Origin of the sequence: uncultured Tenacibaculum sp. (assembly GCF_947499065.1) — a bacterium.
GTDB lineage: Bacteria > Bacteroidota > Bacteroidia > Flavobacteriales > Flavobacteriaceae > Polaribacter.
The window spans coordinates 668,415-692,189 of record NZ_CANMMT010000001.1 but is presented as its reverse complement, the minus strand read 5'-3'; the positions used below and the strand labels follow the sequence as shown (position 1 = coordinate 692,189).

The 23,775-nt window shown below is 28.2% G+C and carries 24 protein-coding genes; 11 read left to right on the top strand and 13 right to left on the bottom strand.

Features of this window, described 5'->3' with window-relative positions:
- Positions 1-5: 5 nt before the first annotated feature.
- Positions 6-938 carry an ABC transporter ATP-binding protein gene (locus Q0958_RS03180; protein WP_299119504.1) on the top strand — a complete coding sequence of 311 codons (933 nt, stop codon included), beginning with the start codon at positions 6-8 and terminating at the stop codon, positions 936-938.
- Between the two features lie 190 nt (positions 939-1,128).
- Here the strand turns inward: Q0958_RS03180 and Q0958_RS03175 are convergent, their stop codons facing one another.
- Together Q0958_RS03175 and Q0958_RS03170 are read right to left on the bottom strand one after the other, a co-directional pair.
- Positions 1,129-1,578, bottom strand: a complete 450-nt coding sequence (locus Q0958_RS03175) for a 3-oxoacyl-ACP synthase (protein WP_299119502.1) — start codon at positions 1,576-1,578, stop codon at positions 1,129-1,131.
- Positions 1,575-2,681: an FAD-dependent oxidoreductase gene (locus tag Q0958_RS03170; RefSeq protein WP_299119984.1), complete on the bottom strand. Its 1,107-nt coding sequence runs from the start codon at positions 2,679-2,681 to the stop codon at positions 1,575-1,577. The genes Q0958_RS03175 and Q0958_RS03170 overlap by 4 nt, the downstream gene beginning before the upstream one ends.
- A 78-nt stretch (positions 2,682-2,759) precedes the next feature.
- On the opposite strand from Q0958_RS03170, the gene Q0958_RS03165 reads away from it, so the two are divergent.
- From Q0958_RS03165 to Q0958_RS03145, 5 genes are all read left to right on the top strand, one after another.
- A complete protein-coding gene (locus Q0958_RS03165) occupies positions 2,760-3,251 on the top strand; it encodes a hypothetical protein (RefSeq protein WP_299119499.1) in 492 nt (163 codons plus the stop codon).
- 83 nt (positions 3,252-3,334) lie between these two features.
- The gene (locus Q0958_RS03160) at positions 3,335-4,261 is read left to right on the top strand and encodes a hypothetical protein (protein WP_299119497.1); all 927 of its coding nucleotides are present in this window, start codon (positions 3,335-3,337) and stop codon (positions 4,259-4,261) included.
- A gap of 156 nt (positions 4,262-4,417) precedes the next feature.
- Positions 4,418-5,173 (top strand): SDR family NAD(P)-dependent oxidoreductase, encoded by a 756-nt coding sequence (locus Q0958_RS03155; protein ID WP_299119495.1) that lies wholly within the window; start codon positions 4,418-4,420, stop codon positions 5,171-5,173.
- Positions 5,166-6,032: an aldo/keto reductase gene (locus Q0958_RS03150; protein ID WP_299119492.1), complete on the top strand. Its 867-nt coding sequence runs from the start codon at positions 5,166-5,168 to the stop codon at positions 6,030-6,032. Before Q0958_RS03155 ends, Q0958_RS03150 begins: the two co-directional genes overlap by 8 nt.
- Positions 6,033-6,034: 2 nt before the next feature.
- Positions 6,035-7,174, top strand: a complete 1,140-nt coding sequence (locus Q0958_RS03145; protein WP_299119490.1) for an ATP-binding protein — start codon at positions 6,035-6,037, stop codon at positions 7,172-7,174.
- Here the strand turns inward: Q0958_RS03145 and Q0958_RS03140 are convergent.
- The 3 genes from Q0958_RS03140 to Q0958_RS03130 all read right to left on the bottom strand — a co-directional run bounded on the left by Q0958_RS03140 (position 7,171) and on the right by Q0958_RS03130 (position 11,950).
- Positions 7,171-9,852 carry a CHAT domain-containing tetratricopeptide repeat protein gene (locus Q0958_RS03140; protein WP_299119487.1) on the bottom strand — a complete coding sequence of 894 codons (2,682 nt, stop codon included), beginning with the start codon at positions 9,850-9,852 and terminating at the stop codon, positions 7,171-7,173. The two genes, Q0958_RS03145 and Q0958_RS03140, sit on opposite strands and share 4 nt — an antisense overlap.
- 77 nt (positions 9,853-9,929) lie before the next feature.
- The gene (locus Q0958_RS03135; RefSeq protein ID WP_299119485.1) at positions 9,930-11,144 is read right to left on the bottom strand and encodes a S8 family serine peptidase; all 1,215 of its coding nucleotides are present in this window, start codon (positions 11,142-11,144) and stop codon (positions 9,930-9,932) included.
- Positions 11,145-11,278: 134 nt separating this feature from the next.
- Positions 11,279-11,950, bottom strand: a complete 672-nt coding sequence (locus Q0958_RS03130) for a hypothetical protein (RefSeq protein WP_299119484.1) — start codon at positions 11,948-11,950, stop codon at positions 11,279-11,281.
- Positions 11,951-12,066: 116 nt separating this feature from the next.
- Here Q0958_RS03130 and Q0958_RS03125 point away from each other — a divergent pair, with 116 nt between their 5' ends.
- Both Q0958_RS03125 and Q0958_RS03120 read left to right on the top strand, forming a co-directional pair.
- Entirely contained in the window at positions 12,067-12,624 is a 558-nt protein-coding gene (locus tag Q0958_RS03125; protein WP_299119482.1) for a sigma-70 family RNA polymerase sigma factor, read from the top strand.
- 3 nt (positions 12,625-12,627) lie between these two features.
- Entirely contained in the window at positions 12,628-13,350 is a 723-nt protein-coding gene (locus tag Q0958_RS03120; RefSeq protein ID WP_299119480.1) for a hypothetical protein, read from the top strand.
- Positions 13,351-13,356: 6 nt separating this feature from the next.
- Here the strand turns inward: Q0958_RS03120 and Q0958_RS03115 are convergent, their stop codons facing one another.
- Both Q0958_RS03115 and Q0958_RS03110 read right to left on the bottom strand, forming a co-directional pair.
- A complete protein-coding gene (locus Q0958_RS03115) occupies positions 13,357-14,550 on the bottom strand; it encodes a DUF1501 domain-containing protein (protein WP_299119478.1) in 1,194 nt (397 codons plus the stop codon).
- 12 nt (positions 14,551-14,562) lie between these two features.
- The gene (locus tag Q0958_RS03110; RefSeq protein WP_299119475.1) at positions 14,563-15,936 is read right to left on the bottom strand and encodes a DUF1800 domain-containing protein; all 1,374 of its coding nucleotides are present in this window, start codon (positions 15,934-15,936) and stop codon (positions 14,563-14,565) included.
- A 231-nt stretch (positions 15,937-16,167) separates the two neighbouring features.
- On the opposite strand from Q0958_RS03110, the gene Q0958_RS03105 reads away from it, so the two are divergent.
- Complete coding sequence (locus Q0958_RS03105; protein WP_299119472.1) at positions 16,168-16,551, top strand: ankyrin repeat domain-containing protein; 384 nt, start codon at positions 16,168-16,170, stop codon at positions 16,549-16,551.
- A 79-nt stretch (positions 16,552-16,630) separates the two neighbouring features.
- On the opposite strand, the gene Q0958_RS03100 is transcribed toward Q0958_RS03105, so the two are convergent.
- A complete protein-coding gene (locus tag Q0958_RS03100; RefSeq protein ID WP_235274531.1) occupies positions 16,631-18,172 on the bottom strand; it encodes an aldehyde dehydrogenase family protein in 1,542 nt (513 codons plus the stop codon).
- A gap of 113 nt (positions 18,173-18,285) precedes the next feature.
- Between Q0958_RS03100 and Q0958_RS03095 the strand changes: the two genes are divergently transcribed.
- Positions 18,286-19,326, top strand: a complete 1,041-nt coding sequence (locus Q0958_RS03095) for an isoaspartyl peptidase/L-asparaginase family protein (protein ID WP_299119467.1) — start codon at positions 18,286-18,288, stop codon at positions 19,324-19,326.
- A 25-nt stretch (positions 19,327-19,351) separates the two neighbouring features.
- Here Q0958_RS03095 and Q0958_RS03090 read toward each other — a convergent pair whose 3' ends face one another.
- From Q0958_RS03090 to Q0958_RS03070, 5 genes are all read right to left on the bottom strand, one after another.
- On the bottom strand, positions 19,352-19,747 hold the full coding sequence (locus tag Q0958_RS03090; RefSeq protein WP_299119464.1) for a hypothetical protein: 396 nt from the start codon (positions 19,745-19,747) through the stop codon (positions 19,352-19,354).
- Between the two features lie 12 nt (positions 19,748-19,759).
- The gene (locus tag Q0958_RS03085) at positions 19,760-21,088 is read right to left on the bottom strand and encodes a hypothetical protein (RefSeq protein WP_299119461.1); all 1,329 of its coding nucleotides are present in this window, start codon (positions 21,086-21,088) and stop codon (positions 19,760-19,762) included.
- The gene (locus Q0958_RS03080; RefSeq protein WP_366140135.1) at positions 21,089-21,589 is read right to left on the bottom strand and encodes a sigma-70 family RNA polymerase sigma factor; all 501 of its coding nucleotides are present in this window, start codon (positions 21,587-21,589) and stop codon (positions 21,089-21,091) included.
- A gap of 67 nt (positions 21,590-21,656) precedes the next feature.
- Positions 21,657-22,352, bottom strand: coding sequence for a hypothetical protein (locus Q0958_RS03075; RefSeq protein WP_299119458.1), 696 nt, complete (start codon positions 22,350-22,352; stop codon positions 21,657-21,659).
- Between the two features lie 12 nt (positions 22,353-22,364).
- Positions 22,365-22,715 (bottom strand): DUF4377 domain-containing protein, encoded by a 351-nt coding sequence (locus Q0958_RS03070; protein WP_299119455.1) that lies wholly within the window; start codon positions 22,713-22,715, stop codon positions 22,365-22,367.
- A gap of 74 nt (positions 22,716-22,789) precedes the next feature.
- Here Q0958_RS03070 and Q0958_RS03065 point away from each other — a divergent pair, with 74 nt between their 5' ends.
- Positions 22,790-23,764: an acyl transferase gene (locus Q0958_RS03065; RefSeq protein ID WP_299119452.1), complete on the top strand. Its 975-nt coding sequence runs from the start codon at positions 22,790-22,792 to the stop codon at positions 23,762-23,764.
- Positions 23,765-23,775 lie beyond the last annotated feature (11 nt).

Genomic DNA, 23,775 nt, shown 5'->3' with positions numbered 1-23,775 from the left:
CAGCTATGCTAAAAGTTAACAACATCTCTTTTTCATATTCTGATGAAAAACCAACCCTAAAAGACATTAATTTCTCCTTAGAAAAAGGAGAGCACTTATGTGTTATGGGAGAAAGTGGTTGTGGAAAATCTACTTTACTAAAAGCCATCTACGGCTTATTAGATTTAAATGAAGGTAAACTTTATTGGAATGATATTCAAATTTTAGGGCCAGCCCATCATTTGGTGCCTGGAATGGATTTTTTTAAATACGTAGCACAAGATTTTGACTTAATGCCTTTTATTTCTGTAAGTGAAAATATTAAAAAATTCCTCTCTCGTTTTTATCCAGAAGAAGCAGAAAAAAGAACACAAGAACTTCTTGAGGTTATAGAAATGACTTCGTTTGCTAACGAAAAAGTAAAAAATTTAAGTGGAGGTCAACAACAACGTGTTGCTATAGCTAGAGCAATAGCTAAGCAACCCGAATTACTCCTTTTAGATGAACCTTTTAGTCAAATAGACAACTTTAAAAAGAATTCTCTAAGAAGAAAGTTATTTGCTTATTTAAAAGAAAATAATATTTCTTGTATTGTTGCCACACATGATGGAAATGATGCACTATCATTTGCTGATAAAATGATTGTAATAAAGAATCATGAAGTTATTGCTAATGATACACCTGCTAGTTTATACAAAGGGCTAAAACAAAAATATATTGCTTCTTTATTTGATGATGTAAATGAGTTTTTTTTGAATAAAAAACAAGTTTTATTGTATCCTCATCAAATACAAGTTGTTGAAGATTCTAATAGTAAAGCTATAGTTAAAAAAGCATATTTCAAAGGATATTATTGGCTTATAGAAGCATATTACAATAACCAAACTATTTTCTTCAATCATCACTCAGTTATAGATACAAAAAAAACAGTTTCATTATATTTTAACGAAACTGTTTAAACCAATAATAACTATCTCATAATTATTACTCAACTATTTTAAATATCTTTATTTCTGTAGAAAAATACACTCTTACCAGTCTAAACACTAAAAAATGATAAAAGTGTACTATAAAACTTCTTTTCCTTGTGAAGGGTAGCAACCTTTCCTATAGTAAAACCGTTTTAATTTATTTTACCCTACCTTTTAGTTAAAATATTTCTTTTATCGTTTGCTTATTAGCGTTAAAAACAAAAGATTCTCCTATTCTCTTTCCTAATAATAAACGCCCTATTGGTGAAGAAACTGAAACAGAAAAGTAAATTTTATCCGCTATTTTTAATTGTCCTGAACTAATACTTAAAAAGTACATGTTTTTATCCGTTACAACCACATTTCCTAAGTGAGCTACATCTGTTACTCCTTCTAAATTAATTTTAGAAAGCGTTTCTTTCATTTTTTCAATCCCGCTAAGTTGTTGGCTTGCTTTTTCCATTTCTAACTGCAACATTGCTCTACCTGTCTCATGCTTATCTCCAGCTGAGCTTTTTGTTTCAGATTGCAATGCTTTTTTATTAGATGAAATTATTTCTTCAACAGTTTTCATTCGCTTATTTACATAAGCAACACATTGCTTAAATAGTTCTTCCTTTATATTCATACCAAATCTGCTAATTCTTTTCCAACCAAACTACCTATAGCAACTCCCATTCCTCCTAAACGAACACCACAAAAAACATTATTAGATAACTGTTTTACAATAGCCTTTTTTTGATTTCCAACTCCCATAATACCACTCCATCTATGGGCTATTTCAAAATCAATGTTCGGTAAAATGGTAGTTTTTAAAATCTCTTCTAATTTATTTTGAATCAATTCTGTTTGCCCAAACTCTACTGTCTCTTCTCCTTTAAAATCTAAATTTCTTCCTCCTCCAAACAATATTCTATTATCAATATTTCTAAAGTAATAATACCCTTTATCTAAATGAAAAGTTCCTTTAATATGAAGATTTTTAATCGGTTTTGTAATTAAAACTTGTGCTCTAGCTGGTTGTACATCTTCATTAAGCAATTGTTTTGCAAAACCATTGGTAGCAATGAATATTTTTTTAGTCGCAAACTCTATCTGTTTAGTTTTAACAACTACTTTTCCGTTAAGTTCAGTATAATTTTCAACTGCTATATTATTAATAATTTTGATTCCAAACGATTGAGCTAAATTTAATAATCTTGCAGCCATTTTACCAGTATCTATCTGACCTTCATATTCATTTACAATATAATTTCCATGAATATTATTAAAACCAAAAATGTTTTCATTTACATGAAAAACATCTGATTTAAATAAAGGTTCTAACAATTCATTTATTTTATCTTTTTTACTCAAACAGTCTTCAAAAAAAGCATCATCTTGAAATAATTCGTATCCTTTATTCTGTTGAAAATCGATATTTTTTTCTCCTAAATTCTTTTTTAATAAAGCTAATCCTTCCCATCTTTTCTTAACTAAATTAAAAACCTCTTCTTCAGTATGTGTATTTAAGTCGTCAATTAATTCAGACAAACTTCCAAAGCAAGCAAACCCAGCATTTTTGGTACTAGCTCCTTGAGGTAAAGTTCCTTTTTCTAAAATTAAAATCTTCGAACTCGGATGTTTTTTCTTTAATTCTAACGCACAATTTAATCCAACAATTCCACTACCTACTACTGTAAAATCAACATTAGTAAACCACTCTTTAAGCTCCCAATAACTGTAATTCAACATTTTAAAAATATAAATATATTTGTACCTTGGCACATTACTTGAATCTCTAAAATTAAACAATAAAATAGTAATCCTATGAAATTATTCGGAATCTTAATATTAGCTTTTACATTTACTCAATGTGCAAGTATGAAAATGGATAGCAACCCTCCTTTTTCTGTGAAATCTGCTACATACACCCATATAACAGGTGGTTTACCTGGTAATAATAGCCTTGATTTAATTATTGAATTTACTTCGGAAGATTCAGTTGATTTTGAAAAGGTTTTCTTTCAAAATAGAGTTACTAAAGCTGTAATTGAAAAAAAACAGGATAAGCAACATATAGCTGCACGTTATAATACCTCAACAGATCAAGATAGAAAAGATTTAACATTACATGCTGACCCTAAAGAAGAACATGGAAATACAGCTAGTGCAAAAAGTGAAAATGACTTTCCTTTTGAATTAAAAGAAAATGAAGCCATCGTTACTTATAAAGTAGGAACTAAAATTCATTATTATAAAATAGAAAACATTAAAAAAGGAGAAAAGGTTTTTATGCCATCGGTAAAACCTCAAAACTAAAATAAAAAACACCTCAATGAGGTGTTTTTTATTTTTGGCACGTAATTTGAAAATACATAAGCATAACCATAAAATGAAAGCTTATGAAACGTATAAAATTACTATTCTTATTTATAGCAACAAGTGTTACTCTTACATCTTGTGTTGTACAAAATGAAATAATTGATGATAATGCTTTTTCATTAAACCAATTTATCTCTAGTTACGATTTATGGTATATAGATTATCACAGAACAACAGGTACAGGAGATGTTCCTTTTCTTTCAAAAGCATTTACAGTATCATTTTTAAATGGAACGATGTATGCTAATAATAATATTACAGATATAGGTAAAACAGGAAATGGTTTAGGAATTATAGTTGGTACATATAGAGGTATAGGAACTGTTTTAGAAACACGTCATAATTTAGATGGGAATTATGATTTTAATGTTGTTCAATTATCAAACAATGAAATTAGAATTGACGATTTATCGCAAAATGTTAGTTATTATCTAATAGGTTATCAAAGAAATAATTTTGATTATGATAAACTATTTTATGAAAACATAGAATACTTTTTACAAGAATACATTGCTTGGGAAAGAATAGGTGCAAAAGGTGGAACTCCAAATGCATTTGATGATGAGCATTTTTTACAGTTTACTCCTGAAAACAATGTGACATTTTATTCATCTCATGATGCTTTTGGCACGAATATTGATATAATTAAGTGGGACTATGTGGGAGGTTATGAAGTAGCCAATATTTCAGGATTTGAGAATCTAAAACTTTTAACACTTAATTATGATGGTGGAGATACTGAAAGATTTGAGTTAAGCGTTATAAATGATGAAACGATAGAATTGTTCCACTTAAGTTCAAAAACAACGTACACTTTTTCTGGTAAAGGATTTGTACAATATTTAAAAGGAAAAAATAACAGTACTGCAAAATCTACCGTAAGGAATAATGGTAGAAAACGTACTAAAATACAACGAAAGACAGTTGATAGAAAATATTTAAAATAAAGTTTGGTTAGTTGATTTTTGGTTGGTGTAGTTACCAACTAAAAGGAACCGCCCCCACAAAGGGGCGGTTTTTATTTTTATAAACTTTTTGTTAAGTATTCTTATAAAGGTTTTATTTTTTGGTTGAATAACCTACCTTTAACCAAAACATAAATAATGAAACTTACTGCTCTTATTACTGGTGCTACATCTGGTATAGGTAAAGCAACTGCTGAGATTTTTGCTAAAAATAATATTCGATTAGTTCTATGTGGTCGTAGAAAAAACCGATTAGATGAAATACAAAAACAACTAAGTAACTATACTGAAGTTGCTACTTTAAATTTTGATGTTAAAGATAGAAATGAAGTACAAAAAGCAATAAATAACTTACCTCAAGACTTTCGTCAAATAGATATTTTAATTAACAATGCTGGAAATGCTCATGGGCTAAGTGCTATTCAGGATGGAAATATTGATGATTGGGATGCTATGATTGATATTAATGTAAAGGGACTACTTTATGTAACCAAAGCTATTGTACCTCAAATGATAGAAAGAAATAGTGGTTTTATTGTTAATATTGGCTCTATTGCAGGAAAAGAAGTATATCCCAATGGTAATGTATATTGTGCTTCTAAACATGCTGTAAATGCTATTAATAAATCGATGCGTATTGATTTAAACAAGCATAACATAAGAGTTTCTGGCATTCACCCTGGAGCAGTAGAAACAGAGTTTTCAGATGTACGCTTCAAAGGAGATAAAGAAAAAGCTAAAAATGTTTACAAAGGTTATAATGCTTTACAAGCTGAAGACATTGCCGATATCATTCATTTTATAGTTACCAGACCTTATCATGTTAATATTGAAGATTTAGTAGTATATCCAACTGCACAAGCTAGTGCAACAATTTTAAATAAAAATGTCTAATTATTCAGAACTAATTGCTGGTTGCATGACTTGGGGGATTTGGGGTAAAAACCTAAATACTCAAGAAATGAGTACTTTAATTCATACTTGCTTAGAAAATGACATCACCACATTTGACCATGCTGATATTTATGGTGATTATACTACTGAAGCTGATTTTGGAAAGGCTTTTACTGAAAGTAAAGTTAACCGTAATCAAATTCAGTTAATTTCTAAGTGTGGCATTCAATACGTTGGAAAAACAAGAAACAATAGAGTAAAATATTACGATTATTCAAAAGAATACATTATTTGGAGTGTAGAACAATCTCTTAAAAATTTACAAACTGAATATTTGGACTTGTTATTATTACACAGACCAAGTCCATTAATGCAAGCTGATGAAGTTTATGAAGCGATTGACCAATTAAAAAAGCAAGGCAAAATTATTGACTTTGGTGTTTCTAATTTTACTCCATCACAAACTGATTTAATTAATAAGAAGAATTCTATTACAGTTAATCAAATAGAAGTATCGTTAACTCAATTTTCTTCAATGCTAAATGGTAGTTTAGATCATATGCAAATTCATAATGTAAAACCAATGGCATGGAGTCCTTTAGGTTCTTATTTTAAGGAACATTCAGATCAAAACGAACGAATTAAAACAGAATTAGTACATTTATGTAAAAAATATAATGCTACTGAAAGTCAATTATTATTGGCTTGGTTATATAAGCATCCTGCTAAGATTACACCTGTTATTGGAACTACTAATATTCAACGTATAAAAGAAGCTACAAAGGCTCAGTTTATAAAATTAGAAACAGAAGATTGGTTTTCTTTACTTGTAGCTAGTCAAGGCCATAAAGTACCTTAAAAATGATTAATAAACGCTTACTTATTAAAAACTTATTATCTCATAACGATGAGAATAGTTTTTATGATAAAAAGCAAAAACTTTCTTTAAGTTCTAAAGAAGGAAAAGCTAAGTTTATTAAACATATCTGTGCTTTATCAAATTCTAATCCTCAAAATAACTCATACATTGTTATTGGAGTTGAAGATGAAGAAAACAAAATTGTAGGTGTTGATTTTTATGATGATAGTAAAATTCAGAATTTAGTCAATGCCTATTTAAATAACCCTCCTAAAGTTGAGTATGAAAATGTTCCGTTTCCTCGTTTACCTCGACATAAAGTAATTGGTTTAGTAACTATTTATCCCAATGAACAGGTTACTTCCTTATCTAAAAACGCTTGGAAATATAGAAAAGAAACTGTGTTCTTTCGTAGAGGAAGCAATTCTATTCCTACAGAAAACATACTTGAACACAAAAATGAAAATGCTCCTATTGTAGAAGCTATTGAAAAAAATGCTAGCAATAATATTCAACTTACTTTAGATGGTGTTTTTGATTTTATCAATAATCATAAACCAGAATACAATCCACAATACAAAGTTTTTAATGAACAGTTTGTTCTATGTTGGGCAGGTAAAAAAAAGCTTGTTAATGATAAAGAATTTTTAACTCGAGTAGACATCGAATTAATAAACGAACAAGTTCGTTTATTTTTTTCAGCGCTGGATGATGTACAAATAAGTTACAACGAGCAATCTTTTATTATTACCGAGTATATAGTTTTAGGAATTGATAAAAGTGAAAAACGATATCCTTTAGAAAAAACCATTATTAATTTTAAAGATAATGGAAAACACGATATCGTTACCGAATTCCTATTTGAACCTCCTCAATACGATAGCATCATTATTAATCATATTTATAATAACAACAACACTATTATTAATAAAATAGAAAATAATATAGCTTTATCTGTTATAGAACATGAAGATGTTTTTAAACTACCTACCTCCTACCTAATTTGCTACTTAAATGGTTTTTTAGACGCCCCAACTCAACTAAGAAAAGCTAAAAGTTATATTAAAAATTTAGACGATAAAACTACTTATATTAAATACAAAGAAGCTATGCGTGTATTACGTAAAGTAAAGTATAATTAACGTTTATGTTTTAATCGTTTTTTCGAATATTTTAAGATATAAAGAATTAACAATAAAGCTACTAAGACAACTACAAAAATGGTATAATTCTTATTATGAGGTAAAGGACAATCATTACCTGTAATTGTAGTAACGGCCCAATAATAAGGGGAATTTAAATTTGTGTTCTTATACTTCCTTAGATATTTTCTTTTAGCAATAGCTAAGCTTGTAGATTTTGGATTTCCACTTTTTAAAGCTTTTAAAAAGTTATTTAAAATCTCAGTATTATACTTCTCATTTACCTGCCATTGTGTAGACAATACACTCTTTGCTCCTGCATTTAAAAAACCTCTTGTTAAATTAAAATTTCCTTCTCCTGTTTGTAATCTACCTACCCCCGTTTCACAAGCATTTAAAACCACAAAATTTTTAGGGCTATTAAGGAAAAACAATTCGTTTAAGTATAATTTTTGATCGTATAAAGCAATCCAAGGAATTTGATTTTTCCCATCTGCATGACTAGAAATAAAAATTGAAGAAGCTTTTTTAAACTCTTTTATAAAATTTTCTTTTGATACTTCTTCATTAACAAACATTTTATCATTGAAAAAAGGTTCTTTTTTTACTGTTAAAGAAGTAAAACTGGTATCTTTAAATTTATTAACTATAAAATTGTACTGACGTTTAAAAAAAGGTGTTTGTAAAGAATTATTTAATAATGTTAATGATAATGAATTATGGTATACTAACTCTTTTTCTTCTATCAAATACTTGAAACTGCCATCTTTATTTACAAAAGGGATTAAGGCATCGAATGAAATATTATTTAAGATACCATCAGTTACTATTGAATATTTATTATAACGCTTAAAATAAGACGCTATTTCTTTTGGAAATAGTATTTGATATAGTCTATTAGATATATTTTTAAACGTGCTTAATTCTTCTTTATATTGGATAGGTGATAAACATAATTTTTTATATCTCTTTGCTAAAGAAACTAATTCACTGTAATTTTTTAAAGGTAAAACCTTATACTTGTTTTTAGATAACACCAAAACAAACCCACTATCTTTTCCTAAAATATAAGAAATAGCTAACTCATCATTTCTTAAATTCTTCTTTGCAGTTTTTATAGTAGTTATAGGAATACTTGTTTTATACCTATAGTAGTTTATATTATTTCTTTCAAGAGTATTTAAAAAAGTAAAATATTTTTCTTTAGTTAAAAATAAACTATCCTTAAATGCGGCTTTTTGAGTACGGTTTATTTGTTCGTTAAAATGTAGTATTCGCTTTTTTAAACTATCTTCTTTTTCAATTAAAAAATCTGAAAGATTGGCTAATTTTTTAGCAAATTGATTATTCGTATTCTCTAAAAGTAGTATTCCTTTACTTTTTTCTATATAATAAAAAACCTCCTTCAATTTCTTTAAACGGTAACAAATTTTAACAGCATTAATATAAAAATCTCTCCCTTCTTCTCTCCAAAAAAGTTTAGATATTCGTTCTTTACTCGTATAATTAATCGTGTCAAATTGAGAATCTATTTTAGTTAACAATTCATAGGCTTCCTGCAAAATACGAGTACTTTGTTTTTCTTCATAAAAAGTAATTAGTGCATTCAACTTATCTAAATGATATCCCAATAGTTCTTTAAAATAAATTGTTGTAGGAAATTCATCAGAACTATTTAGCGATATTGTTTGAATAGCTTTATCATAATAAGAAAGAGCTTTCTTAAATTTAGATTCTGAAAGATATACATCCCCTAAATTATCATATAAAGCGCTTTTTCCTAATAGGTTTTTTGAATTTGTATACTTAAGTCCTTCATTACAGTAATATTTTGCTGAATCAGATTTTAATTCTTTCAAAAAAGGAAGGGAAAGATTACTATAAAAAGAGGATAAACGCATTGAATCATCCAGTTTTAATAACATTTTTTGTACTTCTTTATATGTTATAATCGATTGCTTGTAATGTTTATTGTGATATAAAATACTAGCAGAGTTGTACAAAAAATCAAACGTATCTTTAAAAGTAGCCCTAAAACTATCCTTTATAATTTTATTTTCTTCAGATAACTTTTTATAAAACGAAAAGGATTTGTTGTCTTTTTTATCAATCAATAACTTCAGTAAATCATTATTTACTCTGAATAATCTATCTTCTAATCCTAGTTTCTTAAATATTTTTCTTGCTCTATTCAAATAGTTACCAGCTCTCTCAAAATCTCCTAAATTTGTATAAATATTCCCTTTTAATTTATAACTTTTTGCAAGCTGTGTATCTGGTATTTGTATATTCGAAATAAGCTCATCTAAATACTTTATCGCATTCGTATAATCTTTCAGTTCTTTATAAAACAAACCAAGATTAAATAGGTTTCTTTTTATTAAAGCAGTTTTTGTTGAATCTAAAGTACTTCTAATAGATTGCTCTTTTTTTAAAAAATAAATTCCTTCTTTTAATATCCAGGGTGATTTTTTTCGTTCTCTCCAAAAAAAAACAACTGTTTTATAACATAACTCAGCAGCTATTTGTTGACTCTTTTCATTCTTTAATTTCTCTTTAAACACCGTTACTTTTTCAGCAGTACTAATACTTTTTAAACCTACAATACTATCAAACTCTTCTTTATTAAATTGCTGAGAATAAACCTGAAAACTAAATACACATACATAAATACACAAAAAACATAATTTTAATAATTGTTTATGTTTTTTGGATACATGCATAGGAATTGTATTTATTCATTCCTAATATACTGCTATAATTCTAAATAAGCACTGTGTTTTATCAAGTTAAGGTTTGATGAAGGAATACTATGCTGAAGTATTTTATGGTACCATTCATTTATTGATAAACCTGTTTTATACAATGATGCATTAAAACCAGAAGCCTTTGCACTAGAATATGATGTTCCACTAATAAAAATAGGTCCGTTATTAGAAGAAGTATAAAAAGGAATTCCCAATCCTTTCACTCCAATATCTACTGAATTTTCACCATAATTGGATAGTGAAATATTTCCTAGAACTAAATTTGGGGGTATGGTATTATCAATTGCAGTAACTGCTAGTATATTGTTGTTCTTATAAGAAGATGGGTAATGCGGTACTACATCATTATTTTCACCAAGGTTTCCTGCAGAAGCGTTAATTAAAATATATTTTTCAATTTCATTAATATATGATTTCATTACACTTGATGGATTATTTTTCCAACCAAAACTCATATTAATCACATTAACTTTTCTTTTTATTAAATAGCTAAAACCACAGTTAATTGTAAAAAGTGAACTACTTCCATTAACATCAAAAACTTTAGCAGGAAGAATTTGAAAATTTTTAGGAGAATTGATTAATTGTTCATAAATGAAATAGCTTACTCGAGTTCCATGACCACTATCATCAATTGGTGAGTTATTGTTGTTAACAAAATTCCATCCAAAAATTTCGTTTCCACAAGTATCAGTCATTCCTGTACTATCAAATAAAAATGGTTTTGTAAATTGAAAATACGATGGGTTAATTCCTGAGTCCAATACACCTATAACAACGTCTATTTTATCTGATGTATTTCGTTTAAAATTACCTACAGATACTTCCCGCTGCGCATTTACATTAGGTTTACTTATTCCACTAACATCAATGGTAACCTTAAAGTTAAGATCAGCTCCTTCCATATCGGTATCTGATTCCATTGACAAAACTTTTTCTTCCAAATCGGCAAAAGTTAAATTACCTGAAAAAAACCAATTTTCTAATTCGGGGTCACCACATGAACAAACTTCAAAAGTTAAAACATTATATTTTTCTCTAACTACAGCTTTTTCCGAATCGCTTAACCCTTTTTTAAAACGAATTACAACTGTATTTTCTTGTTCTTGTTTATCAGCTGGCCTACTTTTAAAAATTACATTTTCATTATTAAAATTTACTTCTTCAAGTTCATTGTTTTGACAACCTATTAATATTAGCATAAATAGTATGCGTAGAAAATTTTTTATCATTTTCAATTAGTGTTTGTTAGTTATTAACTCTAATAAAATCTAGTATAAAAAATTAACTGTATGCTTTATAAATAAAAACATACAGTTAGTTAATAAACTTAAATTTAATTATGTGCTTCTTCTGATTTGTATGCTATCCATTTTCCTGTTACCACTTTTCCTGTTTCAAAATTAGGATCTGGATAACATGGATTTGGTGGAAAAACCATAATATAACCGTAATTCACATTATTACAACATACATGTTTCCAAATACTGTAACTTGAACATGTTGAATTAGCTAAACCTTGAAGATACTGTTTCCAACTGTTAAAAGACCACTGACAACCCATTTTTGAATTATAAAATCTATTAAATTTATCTAACTTAATTGCAGAAGCACAAGGGTTATCAGGATCATCATCTAAATCATCGTAGTCTATTGGAGTTGCTCCTCCTACTGCCCCATTATATTTAGCTGAGACAATAATTGGATTTTCTTCAGTACTACCTTTAACTTTACGAGCATTAAATAAATAATCTGGGTTACTTCTCATCTCTTTATATTCTCCATAAGTTATCCATACAGTTACAATACCTTCTCCTTCTTTATTTCCTTCCATAACTGATTTTGCATTAATACTTTTAAAGTATCCTATTTGATTATCTTTATAATCTTCATTGGCACTCCTAGTTAAAAATTCTTCTCTAGGTTGTTCATTTACCTTAAGGGTTTCATCGTTTGAATTACAGCTAGCAAAAATTACTACAGCTATAAAAAATAAAAATTTTTTCATTGTTCGGTTAGTTTAATTATACATCTAGATTTTCTTTTTGCGTACTAGATTTAAACGCTGTTTTTTATTAAGAGTAATTTTAGCATCTTTGTTACTACTTTTTTGAAAAAAAATCTATGACAGATGAAAATCAGAATTTTATAAAGCTATTTATAGAGGGAAAACAAGAGGTTTTAGAGAAAATTTATGCCAAAAATTTTACTGGAGTAAAAAAATATATTCTGAAAAATAATGGTACAAAATCCGATGCTTTAGATATTTTTCAAGAAGCTTTGCTAATTTTATATTCTGGACTTAAAAGTGGAAATCTAAAAATTATAGCTTTTGATAGTTATTTATTTTTTACTTGTAAAAACCTATGGATTAAAAAAGTAACTAAAAATAAGGTAACAGAAACCGACCTAACTACTCTTATAAGTAATGATATTGAAGACAATACATTCGAATTAAAAGAGCGTCAATGGGAATTATTTGAAGAAAAATTTAACCTCTTAAAAGATGATTGCATTACCATATTAAAATTAATGCTACAAAAAACTCCTTACGAATCAATTTTTAAAAAACTTAATTTGCCTAACGAAAATGCTGCTAGACAAAAGGTTTTTAAGTGTAAAAAAAAACTGTTTAAAATGATTCAAAGCGACAAAAGGTATTATGATTTGAAAGATATTTAAATTATGGAGAACACTATTGAAATACAAACCGAACGTTACTTAGCAGGAGAAATGTCTTTTGAAGAAAAACTAGCTTTCGAAAAAATAATAGCTGATAATGATGACTTAAAAGAACATGTTTTCCTGAGTAAAAAATTAGTTGAAAAACATGAGTATACTAATTTCAAAAATAATTTACTATCGGCTGAAAAGAGTTATTTACAAACTACTAGAAAAAAATACAATTACCTTTATGTATCTATAGCTGCTACAATAATAGCATTGGTTGGTCTTTTCTTTTATTATCAATCTATTCCTGTTGGTTTACATAAATTATATGCTATTCACTCTAATAAAATAGATATGCCTTCTTTTATCGTCCAAGGGAATAATCAACAACAAGCTCTTGAAGAAATTGAAATTGCGTTTAAAAACGAAAACTATCAAAAAAGTTTAAGTTTATGTAATCTTCAATTAGATACTTCTTCTAAACCCAATCCTAATGTTCTTATCTATAAAGGAATTTCTTTACTAAAACTACATGATGAAAAAGAAGCTTTAATTACTTTCAATAAATTAAAACAAAGCGATGCTATTGATGCCAGTAAAGGAAACTGGTATGAAGCCATAACCTACATGAAATTAAATAATAAATCTGCTTTGAAAAAAGCTTTAGAAACTATTATTAAAAACCCAACAAATTATAACTACAAGAAAGCTAGAAAAATTTTAAGTTCTTTAGATTAATAGCTCTTATACAAAACTTAATTTAGAAAATTGTTTATTTAAAATTTGTGTATCATCCACTTGCAACCATTTATCTAAAAGTGTAGCATAAATTTCTCTAAAGTCTATTTCATATTTTAAATCTCCATTAGTGTCTAAATTTTGTAAATCAGGCAAGTCATTATATAAGCCTTGCTTTTTTAAATGTTTTCCTATTATAAAAACATTATTCGCTGTACCATGATCTGTTCCATTTGCTGCATTTTGTTGCACTCTCCTACCAAATTCTGAGAACGTAATTATCAACACATCGTCCAACTTATTATTTTTCTCTAAATCATCTACAAAAACCTCCATACTCTTAGCATATAAGTCTAATAAACGAGCTTGTCTATTTACCTGATTTGCATGTGTATCAAAACCACTTAAAGCTGCATAATATACTTGTGTTTCTAGTCCTGAATTAATAAATTCTGCAATTGTTTTTAATTGTTTTCCAAATACATTTTTTGGATAGCTTGCTTTAGATGTTGTAGTCTTACTTTTTTCATGAATATATTTTGCCGAAGATTTAGCATCTATCATTGTATTATATAAATATCCTAGATTATGCTCATTTAAATGTGTATCATTATAATTATTTAAAATTTCGGTAAAAAAAGGCTGTTTAAGCGACTGATATAAAAGTTTCGGGTTAGTTACTGCCAATCCATTTTGCAGCTCTCCTTTTAGCATTAAAGAGAGGCTTTCGTCTACTTCAATGGCCTTATATGGTTTTGAATTGGTTGTGTCTAAAAAGCGTCCTACCCAACCACTTTGTAAATATTCATTACTATCACTTGCCGTTTGCCAAATATCTGTAGATCTAAAGTGTGAACGATTTGGATTTGGATATCCTACATTGTTTATAATACTCAAATAACCTTTATCGTATATTTTTTGAAGTGGTACTAAGCTTTTATGTAAACCAACCTCATCATTCAACCTTAATAAATTGTTTTTAGGTATGGAAATTCCGTTTCTTTTTTGATAATAAATATCATTTCTAAAAGGCACAACGGTATTTAATCCATCATTTCCTCCTTTTAATTGAACAATTATTATTTTTTTATTACTAAACAATTGTTGTGCTTGCTGCTCAAATGCTTTTACAAACTGAGGCACAAAAAATAATCCACCACTTGCTAATGAAGTTCTTTTTATAAAATTTCTTCTATCCATCTCTTCTCTTTTTTAACATAATTGATATTCTGGTAACGACATTAACTGCACACAAAAATCTTGTTTAGATACTAACTCACTATTTTCTAAAACTTTTAATGTTCCTTTATTTATTGGACTTATAAGAATTTGTTTAATTAATTCTTGATTTGACTGTGCTGGAAAATTGTTTTCAAAAGAAGTCCAATTTGGTGTAGCTTTTATAAAAGTTCTTCTTCTTAATCTTTTCTCGCTAAAACTTCTTACCTCATCTTCTAAATCTCCTTTATCTGAATACGTTATTTCTGCATTGTTTAATAATACGGATGGCAATCTTAATCGAGTAACTATGGTATTACTATCTATCCATGTTTTTCCTCCCTTCCACCCTGCTACATTGGGAGGTCTTAATAAAATTTGTCCTAATAACTTCTGAATTAACAAACTGTGTTTGTTTTTTTCTATAGTGAATGGAACTACTGTATGTAATCCTACTAAAAATTCAATGGGTGACTTTATCTTGGTTCCAATATTTTCTTCTTCATAAAACCATTCAGAAGTCAATACAAAAAACATTAATTCTTCAATATTATAATTTGGATAAAATACCGAAACCATTTTATTAACATGTTCAGAATTAAGATTTTCATTTACGAAATAGCCATAGATTTTTTCGCAAATAAATTGTGCACATTGCTTCTGTTTTAGAATAATATCTATAATATCATCTCCATCAAAATTTCCTGTATATCCCAAAAATGTTTTTTCTCCTTCATCATGTTGGCGCCTGCGCATTCTAAACTCACCAAAAAAATTATGATTATAACCAGTAAATGCTCTTGCACTTTCTTGTATATCTTTTTCAGTATAATTTCCTTGTCCTAAAGTAAAAAGCTCCATCAGTTCTCTTGCAAAATTTTCGTTTGGACTTTTCTTTTTATTCTGTTTATTATTTAAGTATTTTAACATAGCAGGCTCTTTTGAAATTACTTTAACAAAGGTTCTAAAATCGCCTAATGCATGGGTTCGCAACGCATTGTTATATTGCTTGGCAAACAGCATGTTTTTATCTTCACAAACAAAATGGTTAGCCCAAAACAGCGTCATTTTTTCTCGTAACAATTCCTTTGGTGAATACAATCGATCTAACCAAACTTTATTAAGTTCGATAATCTTTTTTCTGCTCATTTTCATAAGCTCTTTTCGCTTCTTTTTATTTTTCAAATCTTCTCTCGTAAGATTTGAAATAAAAGAAGTATCTATTTCTAAAGGACGTATTTTTTCAGACTCTTCAAATAAAGTTTTTATAATTTCTTTTTTGGATTTGTTCTTATATTCTTCTAATTCTACAGAAGTAATTCCAAAACCAATTCTATTATATAAATGTTGTATCTGTCTTGTTTCCATATTTATTTTGACACTTATTTTATCAAAAGGTTTAAAAACTTAATTTTTATTTCTTTATACACAAAAAGAACTAAAAGTTTAAAAAACAATAATTTAACATTAAATAAAAATTAATTTTAAGACCTCTTTAAGAACATTTATTAAATATCTGTTAACTATTAATTTCTAGTGAAACGTTTTTTTTCAATAGGCGTCTATTAGTCATAATCCTAATCTAAAAAACTCAACATCATGAAAAAATTAATCTTAACCGTATTCGCTATCGTAGTATCTTTTGGAACCATTACAGCTTCTGATTTACACAAACCAACTTTTAAAACATCAATAGAGTATCCAAATGTTAGTACACTATGTAAATTGATTAAAGCTGGAAACTATGACGCTGTTAAAAGTTTAATAGAAAACGGCACAAATATTAATAGAAAATCTACTGGATTAACTCCATTAATGTTTGCTGCCAGATATAATAAAGTAGAAATTGTTAAATTACTAATTAGTAAAGGAGCAAAATTATATACAAAATCTGAGAAAGGTGATTTTACAGCTCTTCAATATGCTAAAATGTCTAAAGCTCATGAATCTTATAAGATAATTAAAGAAGCAATGGATAAGTAACAAAAAACCTAACTATCTCAAAACAAAAAGTCACATCGTAGAGATGTGACTTTTTTAATTATTTATAGATAAATATCTATTATAAATCGAACTTAATTCCTTGAGCTAACGGTAATTCGTCTGAATAATTAACCGTGTTTGTTTGTCTTCTCATATAAACTTTCCAAGAATCTGAACCAGACTCACGTCCTCCTCCAGTTTCTTTTTCTCCTCCAAATGCTCCACCAATCTCAGCTCCTGAAGTACCAATGTTTACATTAGCAATACCACAATCAGATCCAGCAAACGATAAGAATCTTTCAGCTTCTTTCATTTCACTTGTCATAATAGATGATGATAATCCTTGCGCAACACCATTTTGTAATTCAATCGCATTTTCTACATCTCCTGAATACTTCATTAAATATAAGATTGGAGCAAATGTTTCATGTTGAACGATTTCAAAGTGGTTTTCAGCCTCTATAATAGCTGGCTTAACATAACATCCACTTTCGTATCCTTCTCCTTCTAAAACGCCTCCTTCTACTAATACTTTTCCTCCTTCAGCTTTTGCTTTTTCAATAGCAGCTAAATAAGTATTTACAGCATCTTTATCGATTAATGGTCCAACGTGATTATTTTCATCTAATGGATTTCCAATTCTAATTTGTCCGTAAGCACCAACAATAGCATCTCTTACTTTATCATACACAGATTCGTGAATAATTAATCTACGAGTTGATGTACAACGTTGACCACAAGTACCTACTGCCCCAAATACTGCTCCTGGAACAACTACTTTTAAGTCGGCAGTTGGAGTAATAATAATTGCATTGTTTCCTCCTAACTCTAATAATGATTTACCAAAACGCTCAGCAACCTTAGCTCCAACAATACGTCCCATTCTAGTAGAACCTGTTGCAGATACTAAAGGAATACGAGTATCTTCAGTAATGTACTCACCTACTTTGTAATCTCCATTAACAATACAAGAAATTCCTTCTGGTAAGTTATTATCTTTTAATACTTCAGCAATAATGTTTTGACATGCTACTGAACATAAAGGCGCTTTTTCAGAACCTTTCCATACGCATACGTTACCACAAATCCATGCTAAAGCTGTATTCCATGACCAAACAGCAACTGGGAAGTTAAATGCAGAAATAATACCAACTACTCCTAATGGGTGCCATTGCTCTCTCATTACGTGTCCTGGTCTTTCCGATGGAATTACTTGTCCATTTAATTGACGTGATAATCCTACAGCAAAATCACAGATATCAATCATTTCTTGAACTTCTCCTAAACCTTCTTGATAAGATTTACCCATCTCATAAGAAACTAATTTACCTAATGGCTCTTTTAACTCTCTTAATTTATTTCCAAATTGACGAACAATTTCTCCTCTTTGTGGAGCTGGCATTGCTCTAAAAGTTTTAAAAGCTGATGTTGCAGCATCCATTACTTTATCGTAATCTTCTCTAGTAGTAGCTTTTACTTTTCCTATTAACTTTCCATCAACTGGTGAGTAACTTTCAATAATTTCTCCATTTGAGAAATTTACTGAACCTGTTGACGTTCCATCATTTATATCTTTTAAGCCTAATTGAGCTAAAGCTTCCTTGATACCAAAATCTGCCATTTTTATTGTAATTTTAGTTGTTTTAAATTTATTTGTCAAAACTACAAATAATTTTACATTTATATAAATCAAACAAAACCTTTAGTTTCTGTTTAATATTAAACAAAAAACAAATGAAAAAAACATTTTTTCTTCTTACTTTAAGCTCTTTAATTCTTAGTTGTACCAAAGTAAAAGAGCCTTCAACAACGCTTAAAACAAATGAATTTGCTATTGTTATTCATGGTGGAGCTGGTACAATTTTAAAAAAGAATATGACTCCTGAAAAAGAAGCAGCTTATAAAGCTAAATTGAAAGAAGCCATTACTACTGGTTATAATATTTTAAAAAATGGTGGTACAAGTTTAGATGCTGTTGAAAAAACAATTCATATTATGGAAAACTCTCCTCTTTTTAATGCTGGTAAAGGAGCTGTTTTTACACATAATGAAACCAATGAAATGGATGCTTCTATTATGAATGGAAACAACTTAAATGCTGGTGCTGTTGCTGGTGTTACAGATGTGAAAAATCCAATCTCAGCTGCTAGAAAGGTAATGACTAATTCAAATCATGTTTTACTTTCTGGTAAGGGCGCTTCTATTTTTGCGAAAGAACAAGGATTAGAAATTGTAGAACCTAGTTACTTTTTTACTGAAAAAAGATTTAAGTCTCTTCAAAAAATAAAAGAAAAAGAAAAAACAGCATTAGATCATGATACCAAATCTGCTTTTTATGACCCTGAGATTAAAGATAGTAAATATGGTACTGTAGGTTGTGTTGCTCTTGATAAAAAAGGTAATATTACTGCAGGGACATCTACTGGTGGGATGACTAATAAACGCTGGAATAGAATTGGTGATTCTCCAATTATAGGATCTGGTACTTATGCTAATAACAAAACTTGTGGTGTTTCATCTACTGGTTGGGGAGAATATTTTATTAGGGCTCAGGTTGCTTATGATATTTCTGCTCAAATGGAATATCAAAATAAATCTTTAAAAGAAGCTACTAAAGATGTAATTCAAAATAAACTTACAAAACTTGGTGGTACAGGTGGAGTTGTTGCTTTGGATAAAAATGGTAATATGTCCTTTGAATTTAATACAGCTGGAATGTATAGAGCTTCTATGGATGATAAAGGAGAGCTAATAATTAAAATTTATAAAAATTAAAAAAGAGGTTTAAAACCTCTTTTTTTTAATTTACTGGAACTGCTTTTTCTTCAAAAATATCTTTTCCATCATTATCTTTTCCTTTCCAAAATTTAAATAAATAATCTTCCTTCTGAGATATTCTAACTGGTATTTTTAACTCTCTTTCTATTGTAGCTTGTGTACAATTTTTGTCTAAAATCTCAAGAGCTCTAATAGCTATTATCCTCGTTGTATCCTGATATTGATAATATAAGCTATGAAATCCATGGCATGAATTTGGTAAATCATACACCACCTTTACAGTATCAACTTCTCCGAATTTAAAACTTGGTGGTACTGTAGATTCTTTTATTGTAAGTAATTTAATTTGATAATTTGTATCATCTACACTACATGATGCTAGCACTATAGTGAAAATAATTAAAATTAATTTTCTCATTGTTCTCGTTTTTTAAAATTTATATGATAGTCCACTGTATATTCCGATAGTGTATGGTTGAAAACCATTTGCTGTATTAGAAAATGTATTCATTTGTATTTTAAACATTGGCGTAATATTAAGGTTTAATTTACTGTTCAATGAATAATTAAAATCAATACCCAAATTTCCACTAAAATTAATAGTGTTTAAATTAGTTGCTCTTCCAATACTACTACTTTCATTATTTCTTTCTAATAAAATAGCGTTATTATTTAAAAATAATGTACTAAAACCTGATACTAATTTGGTATTAAATTTTTGCTTTTCTATTAATGTATATTTAACCTCAAGAGGTATTTCTATATATCCAAAAGTTTGTTTTAAATTAACGTTTTTATCTACTATGTTTATTGATTGTAAAACCATTGAATCACTTGAGAGTCCGCTATTATTTATAACAACAAACGATATTCCTGAATTATAATTCAGATTTTTTAAATTACTTCCAGAAACATTAGAAACAACAGAAAGGTTATTGGTAGAAAAATCTATATTTCTCTTAAAAAATCCTGTTTGTAAAGACCATTTATTGTTTAGTTTATAATTAACTCTAACACCATAGGCAACTGAATTATCTCCACTTGTATTAGAATCAAAACTTTTATCTAGAGGAGATGTTTTAGAAAATGAATTTGAATTAAGAATTGCAATAGTTGGCGTAACTGACCATTTTTTTTCAATTTCTTTTTCTTCTTTAATATTCTCTAATTTAGACACTTCTGCTAAAAAATCTTTTTTTGTTTCTTTTTTAAACACACTATCATTATGTGCTATTATTTCTTCCTTTTCTTTTTCAGAAAAAATCTTTTTCAAAGCAATTTTTTTATCAGACAATAACCCTTTCTTACTATCCTTACTTACTTTTTCTTTAGCTAATACTATAACAGCATCTTCATTAAGAGGTTTAAGCTGTTTTTTATTTCTTCTTCTTTTTTTGTTTTCTAAAATCTCTAAATTATTAGTTTCCTTGTACACTAATTCTGTTTGAACTGTATCTTTATCTATTTGAGGTATATCTTTAAAATTGATTTCTTTTTGTTCTTCTTTTTTCTCTTCTACAATTACTGGAACATCATCAAATGTTCTAATTGGTTCTTTCTCATCTTTATTATAAAAAAACAGCATTCCAATTATTAAAACTCCTGCAATACCGCTATACCACCAAAAAGGAACAATACGTCTTTTCTTCTTCTTCTGAAGTTTTGATTCGATAGCTTCCCAAATTTCTGGATTTGGAGTAGTCTCAAAATTTTCAAGCTTTTCTTGAAACAGTCGATCTATGTCTTTATAATCATCCATCTATGCTTCCTTTTGTTTTTGATAATGTTTTTCTATTTGCTTTTTTAATAACTTCCTTGCTCGAGATAAGTTTGATTTAGATGTCCCTTCTGATATTTCTAATAACTTTGCTATTTCTTTATGTGAATAATTATCTAAAACATATAAATTAAAAACTAGTCTGTACCTATCTGGTAACTGTTGAATTATATTTAATAAAAAATCAACATTTAAAGAGCTTTCATTAACCATTATTTCATCTTCGGAATCTTCTATAATCTCCTCTTTAACAATTCTTAACGGTGATTTTCTCCTATATTTTTGTATTGCTTCATTAATAACAATTCGTTTCATCCATCCCTCAAAAGATCCATTGCCTTTATATTTATTTATTTTCTTAAAAATTATTAAGAAACTATCTTGTAAAGTATCTTCTGCATCCTCATAATTTTTAGAATATTTTAAACATACACCAAACAATTTCTTAGCAAAAATTTGATAAACTTTTGCTTGTGCCTTTATATCATTTTGGCAACACTTTTGTATAAGTTCTTTTAGGTTGATGCGTTTAATATTTTACTAAAAATAATTAATATTTGAACACAGGTAATCCGTTTACACAATTTACTTCTGATGGTTTTGAAGGAACACTACAATTCGAAACAATGTTCCATTTTTTATTGTACTCATCTTCTTTTTTCGTGTACGTTGTAACTTTTTCTAAAAAATCAGATACATTTATTTTATTTGAATACGCTATATATCCTTGAAAACCGCCACAAGCTTTTGTTCCATAACCCGTAAAACTCCACTCATTACTGTCTGTACAAGAAACACTTCTTGCCAACGTTTCTATTTCTGAAAATAAAATCATTAACTTTTGATAGTCTTTTTCTTGATTTGTTAATGTTCTTTTTATAACCAATTTTTTTTCATCCAATAAAACAATTTCCCAATTAAAACTCAATGGAAACTCTTGAGATGTCACTTTAATTATTTTATTTTCTAATAAAAAACTTCCTTTTGTGTTGTAAAATGTTAATGGAGGTGTTCCACAAAATCCTGATGTTCTAGTTATAAAACTTCCATCTCTTTCAAATAAAACACCATACTGTTCACTTGGTAATTGGTAAACACGCTCAAAAGTAGTAGTCTCTGATTCCGAATCATATACAGAATTTGTCCAACTTCCTAACAATAAATTTTCAGGATTAATAAATATTTCATCATTCTTTTGACAAGATGAGATTACTATAAACAAGATTAATACATAAATTTTTTTCATAATTTTTATTTTTTAGTCACTTGGTAAATTTTCTGAGTCTTTTTTAATTTTAGAAACAATTTTTACTAGAACAATCTTAATAGCTGAAGCATCAGCTGGTAATGGTGAAACTTCTTTTTCAGAAACTTCCAGTACATATTCAAAACCTTCTTCATAATTAAATCCTTCTATAGTATCATAAAAATATTCCCAATTTTTCCCTGTAGTTTCTTTAACTAATAAACATTTTTGAGTTCCTACTCCGGTACAGTTCAATTTTTTTGAAGCAACTAATATTGTTTTATCATAATTATTTTGATTCGATATACAGGACGTTAATAATAAAGTTATTACAATAATTTTTAACCAATAAATACTCTTCATATGTTCTTCTTTTATTACTAGATGAAGAAAAATTAAAAAGGTTGCGTTAAATACTATTATTTTTGTCAAAGTTTATGAAAGATCAAGTTTTCAACATACAATCCAGAGAAGAATTTAACAACGTAGCTTTAAATGTTTTTAAACATCAGTTTAAAAACAACAAGGTATATCGTTCATTTTGTGATTTATTATACATACATCCCTCAGATGTACAAACAATTGAACAAATTCCTTTTTTACCTATTCAGTTTTTTAAAACTAGAAATGTACTTTCATCTACAGATGAAATTCAAGAAACTTTTTCTAGTTCTGGTACTACAGGAAGTGTTACTAGTAAACATTTGGTAACCGATTTATCATGGTATGAAACTAGTTATTTAAAAGGCTTTGAATATTTCTATGGTAATATTGAAGACTATACAGTTTTAGCTTTATTACCCAATTATTTAGAAAGAAAAGGTTCTTCTTTGATTTACATGGTTGATGATTTAATTAAACAATCAAAACAACCTGAAAGTGGTTTTTATCTCAACAATTTATCTGAACTCGCTAAAAAACTTAAGGAACTAGATAAAAAGGGTGAAAAAGTACTATTAATTGGAGTTTCTTTTGCTTTATTAGATTTGATTGAGCAATACGATTTTGAACTTAGTAATACCATCATAATGGAAACTGGTGGAATGAAAGGTAGAAGAAAAGAACTTATTAGAAATGAATTACATCAAATTTTAGGAAAAGGTTTTGGTGTGGAAAAAATTCATTCAGAATATGGAATGACAGAACTATTAAGTCAAGGATATTCAAAAGGGAATGGTATATTTAACTGTCCTCCATGGATGCAAATTTTAACTAGAGATACTGAAGATCCACTTACAACTTTACCAAAAGGAACATCTGGTGGTATTAATGTAATTGATTTAGCAAACTACAATTCTTGTTCTTTTATTGCTACTCAAGATTTAGGAAAAGTATATCCTGATAATAGCTTTGAAATTATTGGCCGATTCGATAATTCTGATATACGTGGTTGTAATTTAATGGTTTTATAAAAACAAACCAA

Coding starts and splice junctions, on each gene's coding strand:
- Q0958_RS03070 (WP_299119455.1), bottom strand. CDS start 22,715: ATGAAGAGTATTTATTGGTTAAAAATTATTGTAATAACTTTATTATTA.
- Q0958_RS03155 (WP_299119495.1), top strand. CDS start 4,418: ATGAAACTTACTGCTCTTATTACTGGTGCTACATCTGGTATAGGTAAA.
- Q0958_RS03150 (WP_299119492.1), top strand. CDS start 5,166: ATGTCTAATTATTCAGAACTAATTGCTGGTTGCATGACTTGGGGGATT.
- Q0958_RS03120 (WP_299119480.1), top strand. CDS start 12,628: ATGGAGAACACTATTGAAATACAAACCGAACGTTACTTAGCAGGAGAA.
- Q0958_RS03100 (WP_235274531.1), bottom strand. CDS start 18,172: ATGGCAGATTTTGGTATCAAGGAAGCTTTAGCTCAATTAGGCTTAAAA.
- Q0958_RS03125 (WP_299119482.1), top strand. CDS start 12,067: ATGACAGATGAAAATCAGAATTTTATAAAGCTATTTATAGAGGGAAAA.
- Q0958_RS03085 (WP_299119461.1), bottom strand. CDS start 21,088: ATGGATGATTATAAAGACATAGATCGACTGTTTCAAGAAAAGCTTGAA.
- Q0958_RS03130 (WP_299119484.1), bottom strand. CDS start 11,950: ATGAAAAAATTTTTATTTTTTATAGCTGTAGTAATTTTTGCTAGCTGT.
- Q0958_RS03180 (WP_299119504.1), top strand. CDS start 6: ATGCTAAAAGTTAACAACATCTCTTTTTCATATTCTGATGAAAAACCA.
- Q0958_RS03075 (WP_299119458.1), bottom strand. CDS start 22,352: ATGAAAAAAATTTATGTATTAATCTTGTTTATAGTAATCTCATCTTGT.
- Q0958_RS03145 (WP_299119490.1), top strand. CDS start 6,035: ATGATTAATAAACGCTTACTTATTAAAAACTTATTATCTCATAACGAT.
- Q0958_RS03135 (WP_299119485.1), bottom strand. CDS start 11,144: ATGCTAATATTAATAGGTTGTCAAAACAATGAACTTGAAGAAGTAAAT.
- Q0958_RS03090 (WP_299119464.1), bottom strand. CDS start 19,747: ATGAGAAAATTAATTTTAATTATTTTCACTATAGTGCTAGCATCATGT.
- Q0958_RS03165 (WP_299119499.1), top strand. CDS start 2,760: ATGAAATTATTCGGAATCTTAATATTAGCTTTTACATTTACTCAATGT.
- Q0958_RS03160 (WP_299119497.1), top strand. CDS start 3,335: ATGAAACGTATAAAATTACTATTCTTATTTATAGCAACAAGTGTTACT.
- Q0958_RS03115 (WP_299119478.1), bottom strand. CDS start 14,550: ATGGATAGAAGAAATTTTATAAAAAGAACTTCATTAGCAAGTGGTGGA.
- Q0958_RS03175 (WP_299119502.1), bottom strand. CDS start 1,578: ATGAATATAAAGGAAGAACTATTTAAGCAATGTGTTGCTTATGTAAAT.
- Q0958_RS03105 (WP_299119472.1), top strand. CDS start 16,168: ATGAAAAAATTAATCTTAACCGTATTCGCTATCGTAGTATCTTTTGGA.
- Q0958_RS03110 (WP_299119475.1), bottom strand. CDS start 15,936: ATGGAAACAAGACAGATACAACATTTATATAATAGAATTGGTTTTGGA.
- Q0958_RS03065 (WP_299119452.1), top strand. CDS start 22,790: ATGAAAGATCAAGTTTTCAACATACAATCCAGAGAAGAATTTAACAAC.
- Q0958_RS03095 (WP_299119467.1), top strand. CDS start 18,286: ATGAAAAAAACATTTTTTCTTCTTACTTTAAGCTCTTTAATTCTTAGT.